The organism is Dokdonia donghaensis DSW-1 (assembly GCF_001653755.1).
Lineage (GTDB): Bacteria > Bacteroidota > Bacteroidia > Flavobacteriales > Flavobacteriaceae > Dokdonia > Dokdonia donghaensis.
Window position 1 is genome coordinate 2064305 of sequence record NZ_CP015125.1, and the last position, 17383, is coordinate 2081687.

Consider the following 17383-nt stretch of genomic DNA (forward strand, 5'->3'; position numbering starts at 1 on the left):
ACTCTTAATTAAGCCTTACAACCCCACCTACCACTCTTGATATACCTGTGTACTATCTTTTACGGATATCACTTCGCCTATGCCTGAGGTGATGATGGTGAGGTCTTTATTTGCGGCGCCTTTTTGTACCCGTAGTACTGGATCTGTCCAGGGGTGGAGGGCAAGTTTAAAGCCTGCCCAGTGTATAGGTATTAGTCTTTTGGCTTGTATATCTACACCTGCCTGTGCGGTTTCTTCTGGCATCATATGGATCTCTGGCCACTTTGCGTCATACTGCCCGCACTCCATAAGTGCGAGGTCAAAAGGGCCGTAGGTATCGCCTATTTTTTTAAAGTGAGGTGCGTAGCCGCTATCTCCGCTAAAAAAGATGCGCTCCCTGTCTGTATGTAGCACCCACGAGCTCCAGAGTGTGCTCTGGCCATTGTTGAGTTTACGCCCAGAGAAATGTTGTGCAGGTGTGCAGGCAACGGTTATGGTGCCTATGGTGGTCTCTTGCCACCAGTCCATCTCTGTGATTTGTGTACTAGCCACGCCCCAGGCTTCTAGGTGAACACCCACGCCTAGTGGTACATAAAATTGTGTAGTTTTCGCTTTAAGCTGTAGTACGGTATCATAATCTAGGTGATCATAATGGTCGTGTGAGAAAAACACGGCATCTATCACAGGTAGCTCTGGTATGTCTAGCGGGTACTCGCTATTAAAACGAGGCTCAGCCAGCCACGGGTGTGGGGCGGCTACCTCACTAAGCATAGGGTCTAGTAAGATGTTTTTACCTTCCATCTGTAGTAAAAAAGAGGAGTGCCCGTACCAAACTAATCGGGCAGGGCCTGTATAGTTTGCCACTGCGGCGCTGTCTATCTTTTGTACTGGGAGGTCTTCTTTGGGTCTGCCATTTTGAACTTCTGTAGTGAGGGAGTACTTGAGCAGGCTCATTAACTCGGTAAAGCTGCGGGTTTTTGGTACAGCGCTATTTGTATTTATAAAAACGCCCTTGTCATACTGTGCAGAGGCAGTATATGCCTGCTGTCGCTCTTTTGATACATCTCCACCAAAGCTGGGGTAGAAGGCCGTAAACAAGAAATAACCCACCACAAGTAATCCTATGATGATGAGGGTGGTAAGCAGTAGTTTCTTTCCAATTTTTTTTATCATAAGAGTACATTTTATACCGTACCATCGTGTTAACAAAACGCTGGTATGGGTGAGGGGGAATTACGCTTTCGCGAAAGCGTAAAACTACTACATATGAGTGGTAAACGCTATCACCTTACTGTACCAAAAATACCCAATTACTTATGTTGTGCCGTAAAGCTAGCCGTGGTATTTATATATAAAATTACTCCTTTTGCGCCAGCGGTAATCTGGTGTTGTGATACACTTGTAGCGCCAAAATAGCTGCCAAGCATCGTAGTTACCGGAGTAGTCGCTGTTGCTGCCTTATAAGTTGCATCACCGCTCACAATGACTGCTTTAAAATCTCCTTCACCTGTGGTGATGTTTCCGGTAAAGCCAGGCGCGAGGCGTAGGTAAAAGCCTTTGTGATTTTTATTAGTTTGTGATTGCCATAAGGCCGCCAGTGACACGCCGTCTAGATTGCCTGTTTTGTTAAGCCAGTTGATGTCTTTGCCATCTAGCCATACCACATTAGTATCGTGCACGTTAATAGGGCGCTCTGTAGTCTCAAAAGCTTCTTCAACGGGTTTTACTACGTAGGGCCCGTTATCTATCTCTACAAAAGCCATATTAGTCGCTGCGCGTGCCGCTGTGATGTGCGTCTCTCCAGAAGGTTGCGTCCAGAAGGATCCATCTGGCATCCACAACTCGCGGGCATCCTTATCTGCATTGTGAATCTCCCCATCTAGTACAACCGCTCGATAGGTCGCATTGTGTATGTGTGGAGGAGAGGCAAACCCTTCTTTAAATTTTACCAGCATACCAGAAGGTCCTTCTTTGGTGCGGTCTCCCCATAAGTTGGTCGCGCGCGGTCCATTCTCACCACGTGCAGGGTTAAGTGCACCCCAAGTAACATCTGTAGCGAGCATAAGCTCATAGGTAGCATCTTCATATGATGGTGCTTCTATAGCTGTGATGGTTTCTTTTTGTGTAGTTTGCTCTGCACAGCTAGCCGAAAGTATGGCAAAGGCTGCTGTGGCGATAAAATGTTTCATAGGCATCGCTTTTTGTGATTTATAATATGTTTTTTAAAATCTGTTGTGTCGTGGTGATTAAGTGTGTGCGTTTTTCTTCGCTGTAGGCATCTGTGTGTGCCCTGCCAAAGCTTCCTTTATCATTATCAAAATAATCACCGCTATGGCTTGCATAGCTAGGGTTTGTGGCTAAATCATATAAAATGCTTGCTCCTTTATCTGCTGGTGACCAGTGGTGACCATAGGCTTCTTTTACCATATTGGTATTAAGTAAAGAACCTGGGTTTACAGGGATAACCGTAAGTGCTGGTTCTTGTATTGCTAGGTGAAAGCTCCACATTAATAAAGCAAGCTTACTCTGTGCGTAGGTCTCTTGCTGGCTCTCTTCTTTAGTACCCGCTAGCACGCTATCTATTACAGATGACTGTGCTGCAGAGCTCAAGTTTATAATGCGCGTGTGATCGCCTTTTTTGAGTAATGGGAGTAGGGAAGTGGTGAGCAGGTAAGGCGCTATATAATTTACTGCCATACGCATATCAAGCCCATCTGCCGTAAACAGTTGACGGCTTTTAAAAATCCCTGCGTTGTTTATGAGCACATCTAGCGTTGTGAGTTTTTCTTTTACCTCACTAGCCATAGCACGCACTGCTTCCATACTAGAAAAATCTGCTAAAAAACCGTCTATGTGTTCATTATTAGATTCGGCTTTTATGACGGCGATGGTCTCTGCTACTTTTGTAGCATTACGACCGTGTATATATACGGTATGTCCCTCACTTGCGAGTTTGCTGGCTGTGAGTTTACCTATGCCGTCAGTACTTCCAGTAATTAATATGGTCTTGCTCATTAATATATTTTTATGTTGATGAAAACTGGCAATAGTTGTACTGCCAGCTTTTTTAATTCTATTGTTTCTCTAAGATAATAATTACAGTCACGTTTCTTAAAAAGGTGCAACCGTATCTTTTGGGCCATCTGGTAAACTCCAACGCTGGCGAGCGCTCACGCTTTCTAACGCCACATCTTTAATGGTGTCGCTGTTGCTAATATTACCGTAGCTGCTATTACTACCGCGTGGTATTTGCATACGGTCTCCATATAACCATACTACCAAATTACTGCGTTGCCCGCTGGTAATAGGGTGTGTTGCGTGTGGTACATTACCTCTATGGATGATTGCTTTGCCAGGCTCAAAAATAGCTTGTACCGTTTTTCCTGAAGCTTTATCATAAAAATCAACCTCAGACCCTGCAAACTTTTCATCTGGTAAGTTGATGTTGATATTCAAGGTAGCTGCAGAGGCATCTGTATGTGCGTGTAAATCTTTGTCTTTATCTGGGTTGTACTGTATGGAGAAACCAAACGTCTGGTTGTCATAACCGTAAGTTCCTAATAACAAACGCGCTATAGGGCGCATAAAACGGTCCATCATATCATTATAAAATGCCTGAAAATGAGGTGCCGCCAGATGACCTTCAGAACGAGGGTCTAACATCATTCCATATCGGTTTAACTGTATTCCGTAAGGCGCACGTTTTGGCACTCCCGAGTTTGCTAAAGCTTCTAGATAGTTGCGGAAATCTGCTAAACGATTGAGATCAAAAAACTGTGCTACATAAACACCAGGTATTATTTCTTCCCATAAATCTGCAACAGCAGCTTCTTTTTCAGGATTTTCCCAAGCCTCTTTAATGGCTTTACGTAAACGTGGGTCTAGCAAGGTTTCGTCAGGAACTAGTACATCATCTTTGTTTTCTATTTCCCATTCTGCCCAAGCAGCTACTAGTAATTTACGATTTTCATTCCAAAATAGAGAAACAGATGGATCGCGTCTTAATGATAATTCTCGTGATGGTACTTCTAAGGCACGAGCTTCTGCAAGTGCATTTGTATGTTTTATGTTACTCATAATTATGTGTTTAAGTACTGCCGTAATAAGCTTATTAATGCGGTTTTAGTTAGTTACCACTACTTTACCTATTGCTTTTCCACTCTCTAGTCTTGCATAAGCATCACCTACATTATCTAGCGCAAATGTGCTGTCTACAAGCGGTAATAATGCTTTATCTTGTGCGATGTTGCTTAGCTCTTTTAAAATCGCTCCGTGCTCTTCTCGCTTGTAGTTGTGTAACATAGGGATGAGCATAAACACAACGTGTAGTGATAATCCTTTAAAGTGTGCTGGGTTAAGATCAAGATTGCACATAGATACTGTAGTAGCTATTTGTGCATTAAGTGCTGCTGCCTCAAAAGACTTCGTAAGATTATCTGCACCTACGGTATCATAAATAAGGTCAAAACCTGCACCATCTGTATACTTTGCTACATAAGACGCTACAGATTCTTCTTTATAATTAATGGCAGTGGCTCCATAGCCTTCTATAATTTTTTGTTGCTCTGGTCCTCCACAAGTAGCATATACATCTGCCCCAAAGTAGATAGCCAGTTGTACCGCTACGTGGCCTACACCACCAGCACCTCCGTGTACAAGAACTTTTTGACCTTTTGTAATACCTGCACGCATTAATCCTTCATAGGCCGTAATTGCTACAAGTGGTAGTGATGCCGCCTCTGTCATAGATAAGTTGGCAGCTTTATGAGCAATAAGTTTACTGTCTGCAACGATATATTCGGCTAGCGTACCTTGTAAGTCGGCAAGGCCGCCTACACAACCGTACACTTCGTCACCTACTTTAAAGTCACTTACACCTTCACCTACAGCGTCTATCACTCCTGCAAAGTCCATTCCTAATATAGCTGGTGCTGCTGGTGATAAAGGTAGGTCTGACCCCATCTTACGTATCATTGTGTCTACCGTGTTTACACTAGAAGCTGCAATCTTGATACTCACGTGACCTGGAGTTACTGCGGGTTTTGCTACTTCGCTTGCTGTGAATGCGGCATTCTCACCGTATTCGTTTATGATCATTGCTTTCATATATGCTTTCTTTTTATAGTTTGTGTTGTGTGATTTGTTTTATTGTATTTCTTGAAGGTCTAATAACATTCCTTCCCAGTTTTTCTGATTGTTATGGTCAAACTGAGCTCCATTTTCATCTGCGATGGTAAAACGTTTTATTGCCGGAGTTCTGCTTGTAGCTTGATAAAGTTGATACGCTTCCTCTTTTAAAGCCTCTTTAATTGGTAAGTCTATGGATGCATATACGGCACGTTTACAAGCTGTAATTGCCTCTGCAGGGAATTTTGATATGCGTGTGGCAAGTGCGTCTACATATGGTCCAATCTCATCTGGGTCTAGGGCTTTATTTACGGTTCCATATTGCTCTGCTTGGTCTGCATCCCAGTCTTGTGCACCTAGAATAATTTCAAGTGCTTTACCAAGACCTACTTGTCTTGCCATACGTGATGCGCCACCTCCACAAGGAAGAATACCCATACCTACTTCCATCTGCATAAACTTAGCTTTTCCTCTCGCTGCAAATCGCATATCTAGCGCTAGTGCCATCTCGTGACCTCCGCCACGTGCAAATCCTTCTATTTTTGCGATTGTTGCCTGTGGTAAGTTGCTTAATCTCTCTAAAACAGCTTGCAAGTCCAATAGCTGTACTTCATTTCTTGGTACTGCCTCTGTAGACATATCTCTCAAAAGATTTGTATCATAGTGACATACCCAATAATCTGGATTTGACGATTCAAAAACGACTACTTTAACGCTTCTATCTCTCTCGAGACGTAGTGCAAGGCTGTTGAGATCTGCTAGCATTTCTTGTCCTTGTACATTTACAGGGCCAAAATTAATTGTTACGGTGAGTACGCCTTCTGTTTGTGAAGCCGTAAACGTTTGGAAGTTTTTGTAATCCATCTTAGTCGTTTTAGTTTGTGAGTTTGTTTGATGATACAAATGTAGTGGGATAGGTCGCTGATCTATTTGTATATTAAATGGTTAATTAGGTATAAATAGAGGTTGTTAGGTTTGTTATGATAATTTTAACGCACAAAAACCTTAAATTTGTCCCTAAATCATACTACTATGCAAGTATTAGAAGCTTATAAACCTTTTGAAATACAAGAAATGGAGTTGTCTGAGTGGAAACAACGCCCAGTTAAAAACAACTTTTTTGAGCTTGTACTTATTGAGAGTGGGGAGGGTACGCAGTGTATTAATTATAACTTTTACGATTATAAGAAGGATAGTATTTTTTTACTACCTCCTTTAAAGTGTCATTCTTTTAATATAGAGAAGCGTACAAAATTTGTCTTTTTAAAGTTTACCAATTCGTTTTTTAAAAGCTCAAATAAAATGACCCTAGATAAGTCTGAGTGGTTTAAAGAAGCTGCCTACATCTTGTCTAACTATAACCAGCTGCCTGGCGATATTATTAAAAGTGATGCAGATAGGGAGCACCTCAAACAGCTTACGGCAATTATTTTAAGAGAGACTAGAAATTATGGAGAGGTCTCTGTATCGCTTATCTCAAGTCTTATGGTGAGTATCTTAGAAGTGGTTATAAGAAATATAAAAAAAGGTAGTCACTATGAGATTGTAAATACAACAAGTGATGATAGAGCAACAAAAATGCTCACCTACATCAACGAGAATATTGCAAAAAGTGATTTACTTAAAGTAGATAGACTTGCAGAAACATTTATGATGTCTGCCACCTATGTAAGTGAGTTTTTTAGAAAACAGGTAGGGATGTCCTTGCGTGAGTATATTATAAAAGCCAAACTTAGACTAGTAGAAATACGTCTTCTCAACTCAGATTTTACCCTTACTGAAATCGCAGATGAGTTAGGCTTTACAGACGTAAGTCACCTCTCAAAAACCTTTAAACGCTATACAGGTTCTTCTGTAAGAGAGTTTAAAAATGCTGGGGAGTATATGCTACTTAAAAGAGCTTCTTGCGGTGTGAGTGTTTAAGACTTACTCGTTTTATAATTAATCAAATATTAATGTATGAGTGGAGGAATACTTTTTGAGGCAATTATATTTCTAGCCGGAGCCGTGATTTGTGTACCCATAGCAAAAAGACTTGGGCTCAGTTCTGTAATAGGATATCTACTAGCAGGAATGCTTATAGGTCCGTACATTCTAGGTTTTGTAGGGCAAGAAGGGCAAGATATACTTGAGTTTGCCGAGTTTGGAGTTGTGGTAATGCTATTTATTATTGGGCTAGAAATCAAACCTAGAAGTTTCTGGGAGATGCGAAAACTCGTTATAGGTATGGGAAGTATCCAAGTATTTGGGACGATGCTGCTCACGTATGGTATTCTATATTTTGCTGGTGTAGATTGGAAAATAGCCATTACTTGTGGTATGGCCGTTGCCTTGTCATCTACTGCAATAACGTTACAAACTAATAAGGAAAAGGGTCTTATGGAAACTACCTACGGTACGTCTTCTTTTTCTATTCTCTTGTTTCAAGATATTATTGTTATTGTTATGCTTGCCGTATTGCCCCTTCTATCTAACGTAAGTAATGCTACTTCGACAAGTGAGGGTATTCATAATAGTCACACAAGTGTACTAGAAGGTTTACCACTAGGATTTCAAGCACTGGCTATTATTTCATCTATTGCTATTATTATCATAGCTGGTAGATATCTTATTGTTCCTATGCTACGTTTAGTAGCAAGATCAAAAGTAAGAGAACTCCTAGTAGCCTCTGCTTTACTTATAGTAGTGGGTATCTCATTTCTTATGGAGTTAGTAGGGCTCAGTCCTGCTCTTGGAGCCTTTTTAGGTGGGGTCGTACTGGCTACTAGTGAGTTTAAGCACGAGCTTGAAAGTACGCTAGACCCTTTTAAGGGATTATTACTAGGCTTATTTTTTATGGCAGTAGGTGCTTCTATAAATTTTATTGTTATCGCTGAGAACCCTTTATTGATTACCGGTCTGGTGGTGGGTGTCATCCTTGTAAAGGCAATTATACTGCTCATCACGGGATTAGCCTTTAAGCTCAAACTTGACCAGCGATTACTACTCATTGTAGGGCTAGCACAAATAGGGGAGTTTGCCTTTGTATTGTTATCCTTTGCTTTCCAGCTCAATATATTTGAGAGAGAGCAGCTAGATATTATGCTCGTTGTTACAGCCCTCACAATGACTATTACACCTGTACTTTGGATTGTAAACGAACGCCTTATTTTACCTCGCAAGGGAACTAAAGAACAAGAAAATAGACCTATGGACGATATACAGTCTAACCATAAAGTGTTGCTTATAGGTTTTGGTCATTTTGGGAGTACAGTGGGCAGATTTTTACGTGCCCACGGCATAAAAACTACAGTACTTGATCTAGACTCAAATAGAGTAGACTTCTTGCGTAAAATGGGTTTTGAGGTGTTTTATGGCGATGCAAATAGAATGGATCTTCTTGAGTCTGCTGGTATTGCAGAGGCAGATTACCTTATTTGTGCCATAGATAACCCAGAGCTGGTACGACGCATTGTAAAAAAGGTAAAGGATAAGTATCCTCACATTAAACTACTCGTGCGCGCCAGAAATAGATATGATGCTTACGAACTTCACAATATGGGAATTGATCATATTTACAGAGAGTCGCTAGATACATCTGTAAAGATGGCGAGTGATGTATTGCACTTTATGGGCTTTGATCGAGAGGCTACAGATGAGCAAGCAGCCAAGTTTATACAGCTGGATGTAGATAGTTTGAAACGTCTTGCAGTAAGCCCAAAAGACGAGAAAGAATACATCTTTAGAGCAAGAAAGGAAATTGCACAACAAGAGGAGTTGCTTAACAGTGACCTCCATATGGGAAGCAGTAGCCTGGGAGGTAAGCGTTCATAAAAAAAGCCCATCATAACGATGGGCTCAACTAGCAGACTAATTAAACAACTTAGTTAAAAGTTGTTTCGCCTTCATTAGGGTTATAGACATAATTAAATGTGTAGTATCTACTCGCGTCTGTCTGTGGGTCTGGACTGGCAGGTGCATCTTGATAGTAGCTCAGTATCTCAACTTTTGCATAGTTACCCTCGGTAGTTTTAAATACAAGTATTTGTCCTGGTATTGGAGAGACCACGTTGTTTTGAAAGTTGTAATTGTACCATCCATTATCACTTCCCGTGGGGATAGCAAACTCGCTTTCTGAGTCTTGAGTAAACGTAAGACCTTCTGCTGTAGTCACATTATCAAAAGTACTAGTAACGATAGCTGCTGACGCATCACCAGTGCGGGTAGGCTCATCATCTGTACCTGTTGCTACACCACCATTTACAGCAATGGTAGTACCTCTAAAGGCAATATCCCATTCTGTATCGCTGGTAGTAATTGCACCAGTTTCGAAATCAAATTTTGTAAACTCGCCGCCTATAGGCTGGCCCTGTCCACCGGTTTGAGGGGCAAATAGGTTACTTACTTGTGCCGTCTCGACAGGAGTAAGGGCAACTGTAGTATCATCATCACTGCTACACGAGGTAAAGGCGATGATAAGTAAGGTTGCTAGTGATAAAATGTTCTTGTTCATAATAAGAGAGTTAAATAGTTAAAATTGATAATTAATAGAGGCATACCCTTGTATACCTGGTAATGTAGGGATGTTACTATCCGTATAATCAAGCAAGTTATTTGCACCTACTTGAAGCGTCATCGTTTTAAAAAATTTTTTTGATGCAGCAACATTTGCTGTGAGATACCCGTCTACAAAGCTGGTGTCGTAGCGATCTATTAGGTTATTACCGTTTGTGTCAAACTGTGCGTACTTACTGCGGTAGAGTAGACGTACATTCATAGCTATGTCTAGCGATGGGATGTTATAAAATAGCTTTGCATTTGCATTATGGCGGGATCTATTTATGAGTCCAAAATGGTCTTGCTCTTTTATAACAACCGTCTGGTTAGTCTCTGGGTCTCGTGCAAAAACTTGTCCATCTCGCACTGCCTCTCTGTTTGTATTGTTATATGCATACAGCAACTGGTATCCCGCACTAAGACGAAGTTTTTTTGAGAAGGTGTAGGTCGCATTAAGCTCAAAACCTGTGGTAAATACCTTATCAAAATTTGCATAGCTAAAGACATTTTGGCCATTTTGTTTTCTAGCAATAATGCGTGTATCAATCAGATTTTTAAAGTCATTTCTAAAGCCGTTGAGCTCTGCATTCCACTTTCCTTTTTTATAGGTGACGCCTAGGTTGTAACTTACAGAACTTTCGGCGGCGAGCGGTTGTGATAAGTCATCTTGAGAGATGAGTACATCTAGTATCTGGTCTTGATCTTGTAGTTCTTGAAGCTTACTTAGCGCCACATTATAGCCCAAAACAGTGTAACCCACGGCAGCATTTGTAAAATCAAAGTATAGCTGTCTAAAGTCTGGCGCTTTAAAGCCATAGCCCACAGAGCCTTTAATGGCAATTGCATCTGTAGCCTCGTAGCGTAGGGCAATTTTTGGACTAAGTTGATCACTATATTCGGAGTGATTATCATAACGTAATCCTGCTATAACATTCAGTTTGTCTAGTGGTGTGGTGTCATACTGTGCATAGATGTATTGCGAGTTAAAACGTACCGTCTCGTCAAAAAAGGTACGATCTAGCTGGTCATACTGTAAGCCTATACCTGTTGTGAGTGATCCCGCTTTCGCGAAAGCGTAATTACCACGTACCTCTGGCCGCCATAACTTCTGGTTAAAGTCATTATCACTAAGCACCCCTGCCGAAATAGGGTCTTGTAGCAACTCCCTCGCTTGATAGTTTGTGTAATAAAGTTCATAGGTAGTAGTGAGTGGGGAATCAAACTTTTGATCTAATTTGAGATGGGTGTTATACTCACGCTCGTCTGTATCACCCTCGTAGCTCATATTATCTACCGTAAGGCCAGCTTCCTGCTCTTGATCATATAATCTAGCAGAGCCAAACAAAGAAAGCTTGTCACTAAAGTCATAATACACACGACCATTTACAGTGTAGTTTACAAATGGATTTACTGTCTGTCCTTCACTTTCTGGTGTGAGATCATAACCATTGCTAGAGTTTCGGTTTGCAAACAGGGCATATCTCAATTTTTCAAACCCCTGCTTGATGCTGGCTTGCACGTCTTGTGTGGTATTTGAGCCTATGCGATAGCTCACATCACCATCTAGCTGTTCTGATGGTGGCTTTTCTGTAATAATATTGATAACTCCGCCCAGCGCCTCAGAGCCGTAAAGGCTACTAGAGGGACCTTTTACCACTTCTATCTGTTTGATATTACCTACGGTGAGTCTACTCAAATCAAAGTTTCCCGCACTACGACCCACTAGTGGTACACCATCAATAAGGATAAGTATATAGTCTGATGATATTCCTTGTATTTGCACCCCTTCAAAACCACTCTCATCTGCAATGGTGATAATACCTGTTTGCTCATTAAGTATCTCTTGTAATCGTAAACTTCCAGATTGCTTTATGGTTTTTTGTGAGATTAAAGTTGCGGGTAGTGGGAGGGAAGATAATTGTCGTTTTGTGCGCGTAGCTGTTAGGATAACTTCTTCTAGTTCTTCTGGTGTTACAGCTTCTGGTTGCTCTTGAGAAAAAAGTGTTTGTGAGGTTATAATAAGTACTAGGCTTATTACTAGTGTTTTAGGGTTCATTTTATTTAGATTGATTCTTAATAGTGAGCAAATATAGTATTTATTGTTATTTAGATTTAATAAAAATAACTATTTTTACACCAGAAATTACTTAACAACATACCTATCAGATGAAAAGAATATTATTTACCCTACTTATAATAAGTATAGGATTACAAACCACAGCACAGACTAATAAGAAGGAGCTCGATAAAGAAGCTATAAAGAAGATGTGCGGCTGCTTTGAAGTGACTTTTAACTTTGCAGAGACCTTTAATTATAGTAATGACTCATTATATAAGCCTTCAAAAAATAAGGTTAGCAAAGGACTAGAGTGGGCGCAACTTGTTACAGATAAGGAGGATCAAATTGAGATACAACACTTATTACAAGTAGGAAGCCCAGAACAACCTATGATTGTAAAACACTGGAGACAAAACTGGCTTTATGAAAACACAAACCTCTACTCATACAATGCAGATAATGTATGGACTTACGAAAATAAAAGTGCAGATGAGGTAGCTGGACAGTGGACACAAAAGGTGTATCAAGTAGACGATAGTCCGCGTTACGAAGGCTCTGCAACCTGGGTACACGTAGACGGTAAGAGCTACTGGGAGAATATTGCAAACGCACCTTTACCTAGACGAGAGTATACCACTAGAAGCGACTATAACCTTACGGTACGTGGTAATCGCCAGGAGATCACTCCTTATGGATGGGTACACGATCAAGATAATAGTAAGGTAGTGCGCACCGCAAACCAAGAAGATCGAGTAATAGCCAAAGAGAAAGGATACAACACCTACAAGCGTGTAGATGATAGTAAATGTGCTGCTGCTGCACAGTGGTGGGTAGATAACCAAGAAAAATGGGCGCTTGTGCGCACTAAATGGGATGAAGTTTACAATAAGAACAAAGACCTACATCTAGAGCAAAAAGTAGATAATAAAGTATTATACAAGCACCTTTTTGGCGAAGGATATGAAGATCAAAAAAGTATAGACCAACTTATAGAATCATTTGTAAAAGAATAATTATGAAAAGAGCACATAATATATTACTACTGGCTATTCTTCTAGCAAGTACGCTAGCAAACGCACAAGACGATAACATTTTTCTAAATAGAGATTTTTGGAAAGGTGAAGTCACAGTAAGTACGGTCACACAAAAAATAAAAGAGGGTAACGACCCAGCAATGCTCAATGCAAACGCCTTTGACGCTACGGTGTATGCACTACTTGAAAAGAAAGATGTAGCTGTAATTAAGTACCTCATTTCTCAACTTGGTAATGACGTTGCAAAGAAAACACACGATAGTCGTATATACCTTCACTGGGCGGCTTACACGGGTGATCTGGCAACGGTAAACTATTTACTTGATCAAGGTTCTGACGTTACGGCGCTAGATAGCCATAGTTTTACTCCGCTAGCCTTTGGTATCAACGCTGGGCAGATTAATCCAGAGATTATAGAAGCTTTTGAAAAAGCAGGCGTAAACCTTACCGCTCAAAAAAGTGATACAGGCGTAAATCTACTTTTACTAGCAGCACCATCGTTAAAAACAGATGCAGATCTTGATTACTTTTTAAACAAAGGCTTTGACATAAATGCTACAGATACTAATGGGAATGGCATTTTTAACTATGCCGCAAAAAAAGGAAATATTAATTTTCTTAAAAGCCTTGTAGCACGTGGTGTGGCTTATAAAGAGCTTGCCAGTGATGGAGGTAATGCATTTATGTTTGCAGCTCAAGGTGGTCGTGGTTATAGTAACTCACTAGCCGTTTATGAGTATCTACAATCGCTAGGTCTTGAGGCAAATGTGGTTACAAAACAAGGTACGACACCTTTACACCGTCTTGCGTATAGCAACAAAGACGCAGCTATTTTTAACTTCTTTATAAATGCAGGCGTAGATGTAAATCAGAAAGATAAAAGTGGTACAACCGCCTTTCATAATGCTGCTGCCAGAAATAATCTCGCAATCGTGCAGTTACTCGCAAAGCAACTTACAGATATTAATACAGTAAATGATAAGGGGCAAACACCTCTTATGCTTGCTGTGGGCGGTAATGATATGAGTGTTGTACAATATATACTAGATAATGGTGGTGACGCTTTCGCAAAAGATAAAGCCGGTAACTCACTAGCATCATACCTTGTACAATTATATAGCGCTAGGAATCCAAAAGCTTTTGAAAGTAAGCTTGCTTTATTATCAAAAAAAGGAGTGTCTCTTACCACTACACAAGCCGAAGGAAATACACCATTACATCTTGCAGTCTTAAAAAATGATGTAAACCTTGTAAAGCAGCTTCTCGCATATAAACCAGCCATTAATGCAAAAAACAGTGAAGGACTTACCGCACTTCACATTGCAGCAATGAAAGCAAAAGACGACCGTCTTATGAAATTACTCATAGCGAGTGGTGCAGATCACAAAGTAAAAACAGATTTTGAAGAATCTGTACTAGACCTCGCTACCGAAAACGAACTATTACAACAAAATAACATCCCTCTAACATTTTTAAAATAATGAAAAGTATCTATAAAATCATACCAGCCCTGTTACTCACGGGGCTTTTATTAAGTGCGTTTACTACAGCAACTACAAAACCTGTAAAGTGCCTTATCCAGATGACTAACTATAGTGGAGAAGGAGCCTACCTTGTAGTATCGCTTCTAGATCCTACCGGTGCGTATGAAGAGACACTTTATGTGCAAGGTAAAGACAGCGAGTGGTATAGTGAGATTACTGCCTGGTGGCAATTTTATGGGAAGCGCCGCCCTAATATAGATGCAATTTCTGGGGCTACCATAAGTGGTGGTGAGCGCACAGTGACTGTATTACAAATACCAGAAGATAAAATTGATAAAGGTTATAGTTTACGTTTTGAAACCTCTGTAGAAGATCAAGAATATTATGAAGATGATATTCAATTTGAGCTTACTTCAGAAAATCTGAAAGCCAAAAAAGAAGGTAAAGGTTTTATACGCTATGTAAGAATGTTACCTCAGTAAGAAAACTATGCCCCTATCTATCTGGCGATATAGTCACTTTGTACTAGCCTTAGTTTCATCTTTATTTTTACTTGTCGCAGCTATAACGGGTGTTATACTTGCGGTTGAACCTATTGCTCATCAAGCAAAAGGATATGATGTACGCGAGTTAGATAGCATATCACTAGGCACTACAATAGGTGTAGTTAAAGAAAACTATGATGAGGTTTTTGCGCTAGAGGTAACCACTGCCGGATTTGTAAAAGCGGCTGTGCTTACCTCAGAGATGGAGACGCAAGATGTCTACATAGATGCGCTTACGGGTGAAACCCTTGCCATTGTACAAGAGCGCCCAGCCATCTATAGCTTTGCGACTAACTTGCACAGATCACTGTTTTTAAAAACCCTGGGGCGTGTCTTTGTGGGTATAATAGCGCTATTATTACTCGCTATAGCTCTTACAGGTTTTCTATTGCTTATACAGCGACAAGGTGGTTTAAGGAAGATATTTGCTAGAGTTCATAAAGATTACCCAGAGTTACAATATCACGTCTTGCTTAGTAGGTGGTTTATCATCCCCATAATCATAATTGCTTTTACAGGCGTCTATCTCTCTGCCGAAAAGTTTGAATTAATACCTACCCCACAAACAGAAGTAGTGGAGTACACCCCTCAAGATGATGCTGTGATTTATGATCGTGTTACAGAGATACCCTTTTTTAAAGAAACAATGCTCAGTGAGGTACGTGAGGTAGCTTTTCCATTTTCTAGTGATCCAGAGGAGTATTATGAGATTACACTTTCAGATAGAGAGGTTTATGTAAATCAAGCTACTGGGGAGATTGTAAAGAGTACTACATATCCATTTATAGAAGCTGTATCTAAGATAAGTTGGGTATTACATACCGGAGAAGGAACCGTCTTATGGTCTATCGTACTACTACTTGCTAGTATTTCTATTTTGTATTTTATGTACTCGGGTTGTGTAATGAGCATAAAACGACTGTCAAAGAAGGGGAGAACGCTCAAAATGCCAGATAAGGATGACTGTGAGTATATCATTCTTGTAGGTTCGGAGACGGGTACAAGTCACTCATATGCACGCGCCCTGTATCAAGATCTTACTGCTGGCGGTAAAAATGTGTTTATGACGATGCTTAACACGTATTCCGCTTTCGCGAAAGCGCAACACATCATCATTTTTACATCAACATATGGAGAAGGTGAGGCACCTACAAATGCCAGAAAGTTTATTGAAAAATTTAAAACTATATCACAACCCAACGAGATTGCCTATGCTGTGGTAGGTTTTGGCTCACGTGAGTATCCAGACTACTGTAAGTTTGCCATACAAGTAGATGGACTTTTACAGGCTCAAGCCGGTTTTATACCACAACTGCCGTTACATAAAATTAATAATGGAGATGTGGCTCAAGTAAAAGAATGGGGTGCACAATATGGAAAACGTATAGGTGTAACATTACCGCTAGACACTAAGAAAAAAGTAAAAGAGGCAGCCGTTTTACAAGACTTCAAAGTCCTTAAAAGAACTGTATTAAATGTAGATGAAACCTTCATTATTACCTTACTGCCTGTAAAAAAGACCTCATTTACATCTGGAGATTTACTTGCAATCACACCGCCAGATACAACAGTCGCTAGGCAGTACTCCATAGCTAGGGTAGAAAACACCATAGTTCTAAGTGTAAAAAAGCACAGTATGGGTAAAGGGTCTTCTTATTTATACAGCCTTAATGAAGGTGCTATCATTAAAGCAAGTATAAATGATAATAGCCACTTCCATCTACCTAAAAAAGCTAGGCAAGTGGTAATGATCGCAAATGGTACTGGTATCGCACCCTTTATAGGGATGCTAGATACAAAAGCACCTACGGAGTTTTACGTGTTTTGGGGAAGTCGTACAGGGGCATCTACTGCACTTTATGATGATTACCTCTTAGAAAAGAATGCAACAAACCCGCGTATACAATTTTATAAAAGCTACTCCAGAGAGGGAGACAAGCGGTATGTGCAAGATGCTTTAAGAATACGTCGCGACGTACTGCTTAAAGTGATAGAGGATAAGGGCGTCATAATGATATGTGGATCGCTGGCGATGCAAAACGATGTACTTGACCTTCTAGAAGAAACGCTTGCTCAATACGGCACAACAGATATTGCAAGCCTTAAGGAGTCTGGACAGCTAAAAACAGATTGCTATTAAAAACAATGCTTATGTGTACAAATCTAAAAACACTTTCAAAAAATATAGAAGGAGAGCTCTCATACTGCCAGGGGTGTAAGGTATATCATCTTTATTTTAATAATATATACCTTCAGTTTACTCCTAGAGAGTTTAAGGCGTTTACAAAGTTTGTATTTGAGATAGATATAGATTATTGGGAAGCTTCTTGCCAGCGCACCTTGCTCAAGCGCAAGATACCTATACAATCTATGCAGCAAAATCTGGCAATGGTTTTTAATCAAAGCGAGGTTAACGCACTTAAGGACTTATTAAAAGTTAGGACCAAAACAAACCGTTTACTCAAGCCTCACGAGATAGACTATATCTCTTTTTTAAATTAAACAGGCGTTAGATTTTCTTTGAGGATGTCCTTGAGAAAAAAAATAAGTAATTGAGAGCATTATAATTACGACATTTGCTAAGTATTTCAAATTCAGCATATAAGTTGTTGTAAAGTA

Annotated in this window: 15 protein-coding genes; 7 read left to right on the top strand and 8 right to left on the bottom strand. The window is 40.3% G+C overall.

Going from position 1 to position 17383, the window contains the following annotated elements:
- Positions 1 to 27: 27 nt before the first annotated feature.
- From I597_RS09115 to I597_RS09140, 6 genes are all read right to left on the bottom strand, one after another.
- Entirely contained in the window at positions 28 to 1152 is a 1125-nt protein-coding gene (locus I597_RS09115; RefSeq protein WP_035325008.1) for an MBL fold metallo-hydrolase, read from the bottom strand.
- A gap of 137 nt (positions 1153 to 1289) precedes the next feature.
- Entirely contained in the window at positions 1290 to 2168 is an 879-nt protein-coding gene (locus I597_RS09120) for a DUF4437 domain-containing protein (protein WP_035328687.1), read from the bottom strand.
- Between the two features lie 19 nt (positions 2169 to 2187).
- Positions 2188 to 2994 (bottom strand): SDR family NAD(P)-dependent oxidoreductase, encoded by an 807-nt coding sequence (locus I597_RS09125; protein WP_035325007.1) that lies wholly within the window; start codon positions 2992 to 2994, stop codon positions 2188 to 2190.
- A 96-nt stretch (positions 2995 to 3090) separates the two neighbouring features.
- A complete protein-coding gene (locus I597_RS09130; RefSeq protein ID WP_035325006.1) occupies positions 3091 to 4056 on the bottom strand; it encodes a 2OG-Fe(II) oxygenase in 966 nt (321 codons plus the stop codon).
- A 45-nt stretch (positions 4057 to 4101) separates the two neighbouring features.
- Positions 4102 to 5085, bottom strand: coding sequence for a zinc-dependent alcohol dehydrogenase family protein (locus tag I597_RS09135; RefSeq protein WP_035325005.1), 984 nt, complete (start codon positions 5083 to 5085; stop codon positions 4102 to 4104).
- 39 nt (positions 5086 to 5124) lie between these two features.
- A complete protein-coding gene (locus I597_RS09140; protein ID WP_035325004.1) occupies positions 5125 to 5970 on the bottom strand; it encodes an enoyl-CoA hydratase/isomerase family protein in 846 nt (281 codons plus the stop codon).
- Between the two features lie 168 nt (positions 5971 to 6138).
- Between I597_RS09140 and I597_RS09145 the strand changes: the two genes are divergently transcribed.
- The gene (locus tag I597_RS09145) at positions 6139 to 7029 is read left to right on the top strand and encodes an AraC family transcriptional regulator (RefSeq protein WP_035325003.1); all 891 of its coding nucleotides are present in this window, start codon (positions 6139 to 6141) and stop codon (positions 7027 to 7029) included.
- 36 nt (positions 7030 to 7065) lie between these two features.
- Positions 7066 to 8919, top strand: a complete 1854-nt coding sequence (locus tag I597_RS09150; RefSeq protein WP_052111715.1) for a monovalent cation:proton antiporter-2 (CPA2) family protein — start codon at positions 7066 to 7068, stop codon at positions 8917 to 8919.
- Positions 8920 to 8968: 49 nt separating this feature from the next.
- Here the strand turns inward: I597_RS09150 and I597_RS09155 are convergent, their stop codons facing one another.
- The gene (locus I597_RS09155) at positions 8969 to 9598 is read right to left on the bottom strand and encodes an HmuY family protein (RefSeq protein WP_035325002.1); all 630 of its coding nucleotides are present in this window, start codon (positions 9596 to 9598) and stop codon (positions 8969 to 8971) included.
- Between the two features lie 18 nt (positions 9599 to 9616).
- The gene (locus tag I597_RS09160) at positions 9617 to 11698 is read right to left on the bottom strand and encodes a TonB-dependent receptor plug domain-containing protein (RefSeq protein WP_035325001.1); all 2082 of its coding nucleotides are present in this window, start codon (positions 11696 to 11698) and stop codon (positions 9617 to 9619) included.
- Between the two features lie 110 nt (positions 11699 to 11808).
- Between I597_RS09160 and I597_RS09165 the strand changes: the two genes are divergently transcribed.
- Genes I597_RS09165 through I597_RS09185 form a run of 5 tightly spaced genes read left to right on the top strand, consistent with a single transcriptional unit; the run spans position 11809 to position 17266 of the window.
- Positions 11809 to 12714: a DUF6607 family protein gene (locus I597_RS09165; RefSeq protein WP_035325000.1), complete on the top strand. Its 906-nt coding sequence runs from the start codon at positions 11809 to 11811 to the stop codon at positions 12712 to 12714.
- A gap of 2 nt (positions 12715 to 12716) precedes the next feature.
- Entirely contained in the window at positions 12717 to 14216 is a 1500-nt protein-coding gene (locus tag I597_RS09170) for an ankyrin repeat domain-containing protein (RefSeq protein ID WP_035324999.1), read from the top strand.
- Positions 14216 to 14701 carry a DUF2271 domain-containing protein gene (locus I597_RS09175; RefSeq protein ID WP_035324998.1) on the top strand — a complete coding sequence of 162 codons (486 nt, stop codon included), beginning with the start codon at positions 14216 to 14218 and terminating at the stop codon, positions 14699 to 14701. Before I597_RS09170 ends, I597_RS09175 begins: the two co-directional genes overlap by 1 nt.
- A 7-nt stretch (positions 14702 to 14708) precedes the next feature.
- Positions 14709 to 16904 (top strand): PepSY domain-containing protein, encoded by a 2196-nt coding sequence (locus tag I597_RS09180; protein WP_052111713.1) that lies wholly within the window; start codon positions 14709 to 14711, stop codon positions 16902 to 16904.
- A gap of 11 nt (positions 16905 to 16915) precedes the next feature.
- A complete protein-coding gene (locus tag I597_RS09185; protein ID WP_152594939.1) occupies positions 16916 to 17266 on the top strand; it encodes a DUF6686 family protein in 351 nt (116 codons plus the stop codon).
- Positions 17267 to 17383: the final 117 nt, after the last annotated feature.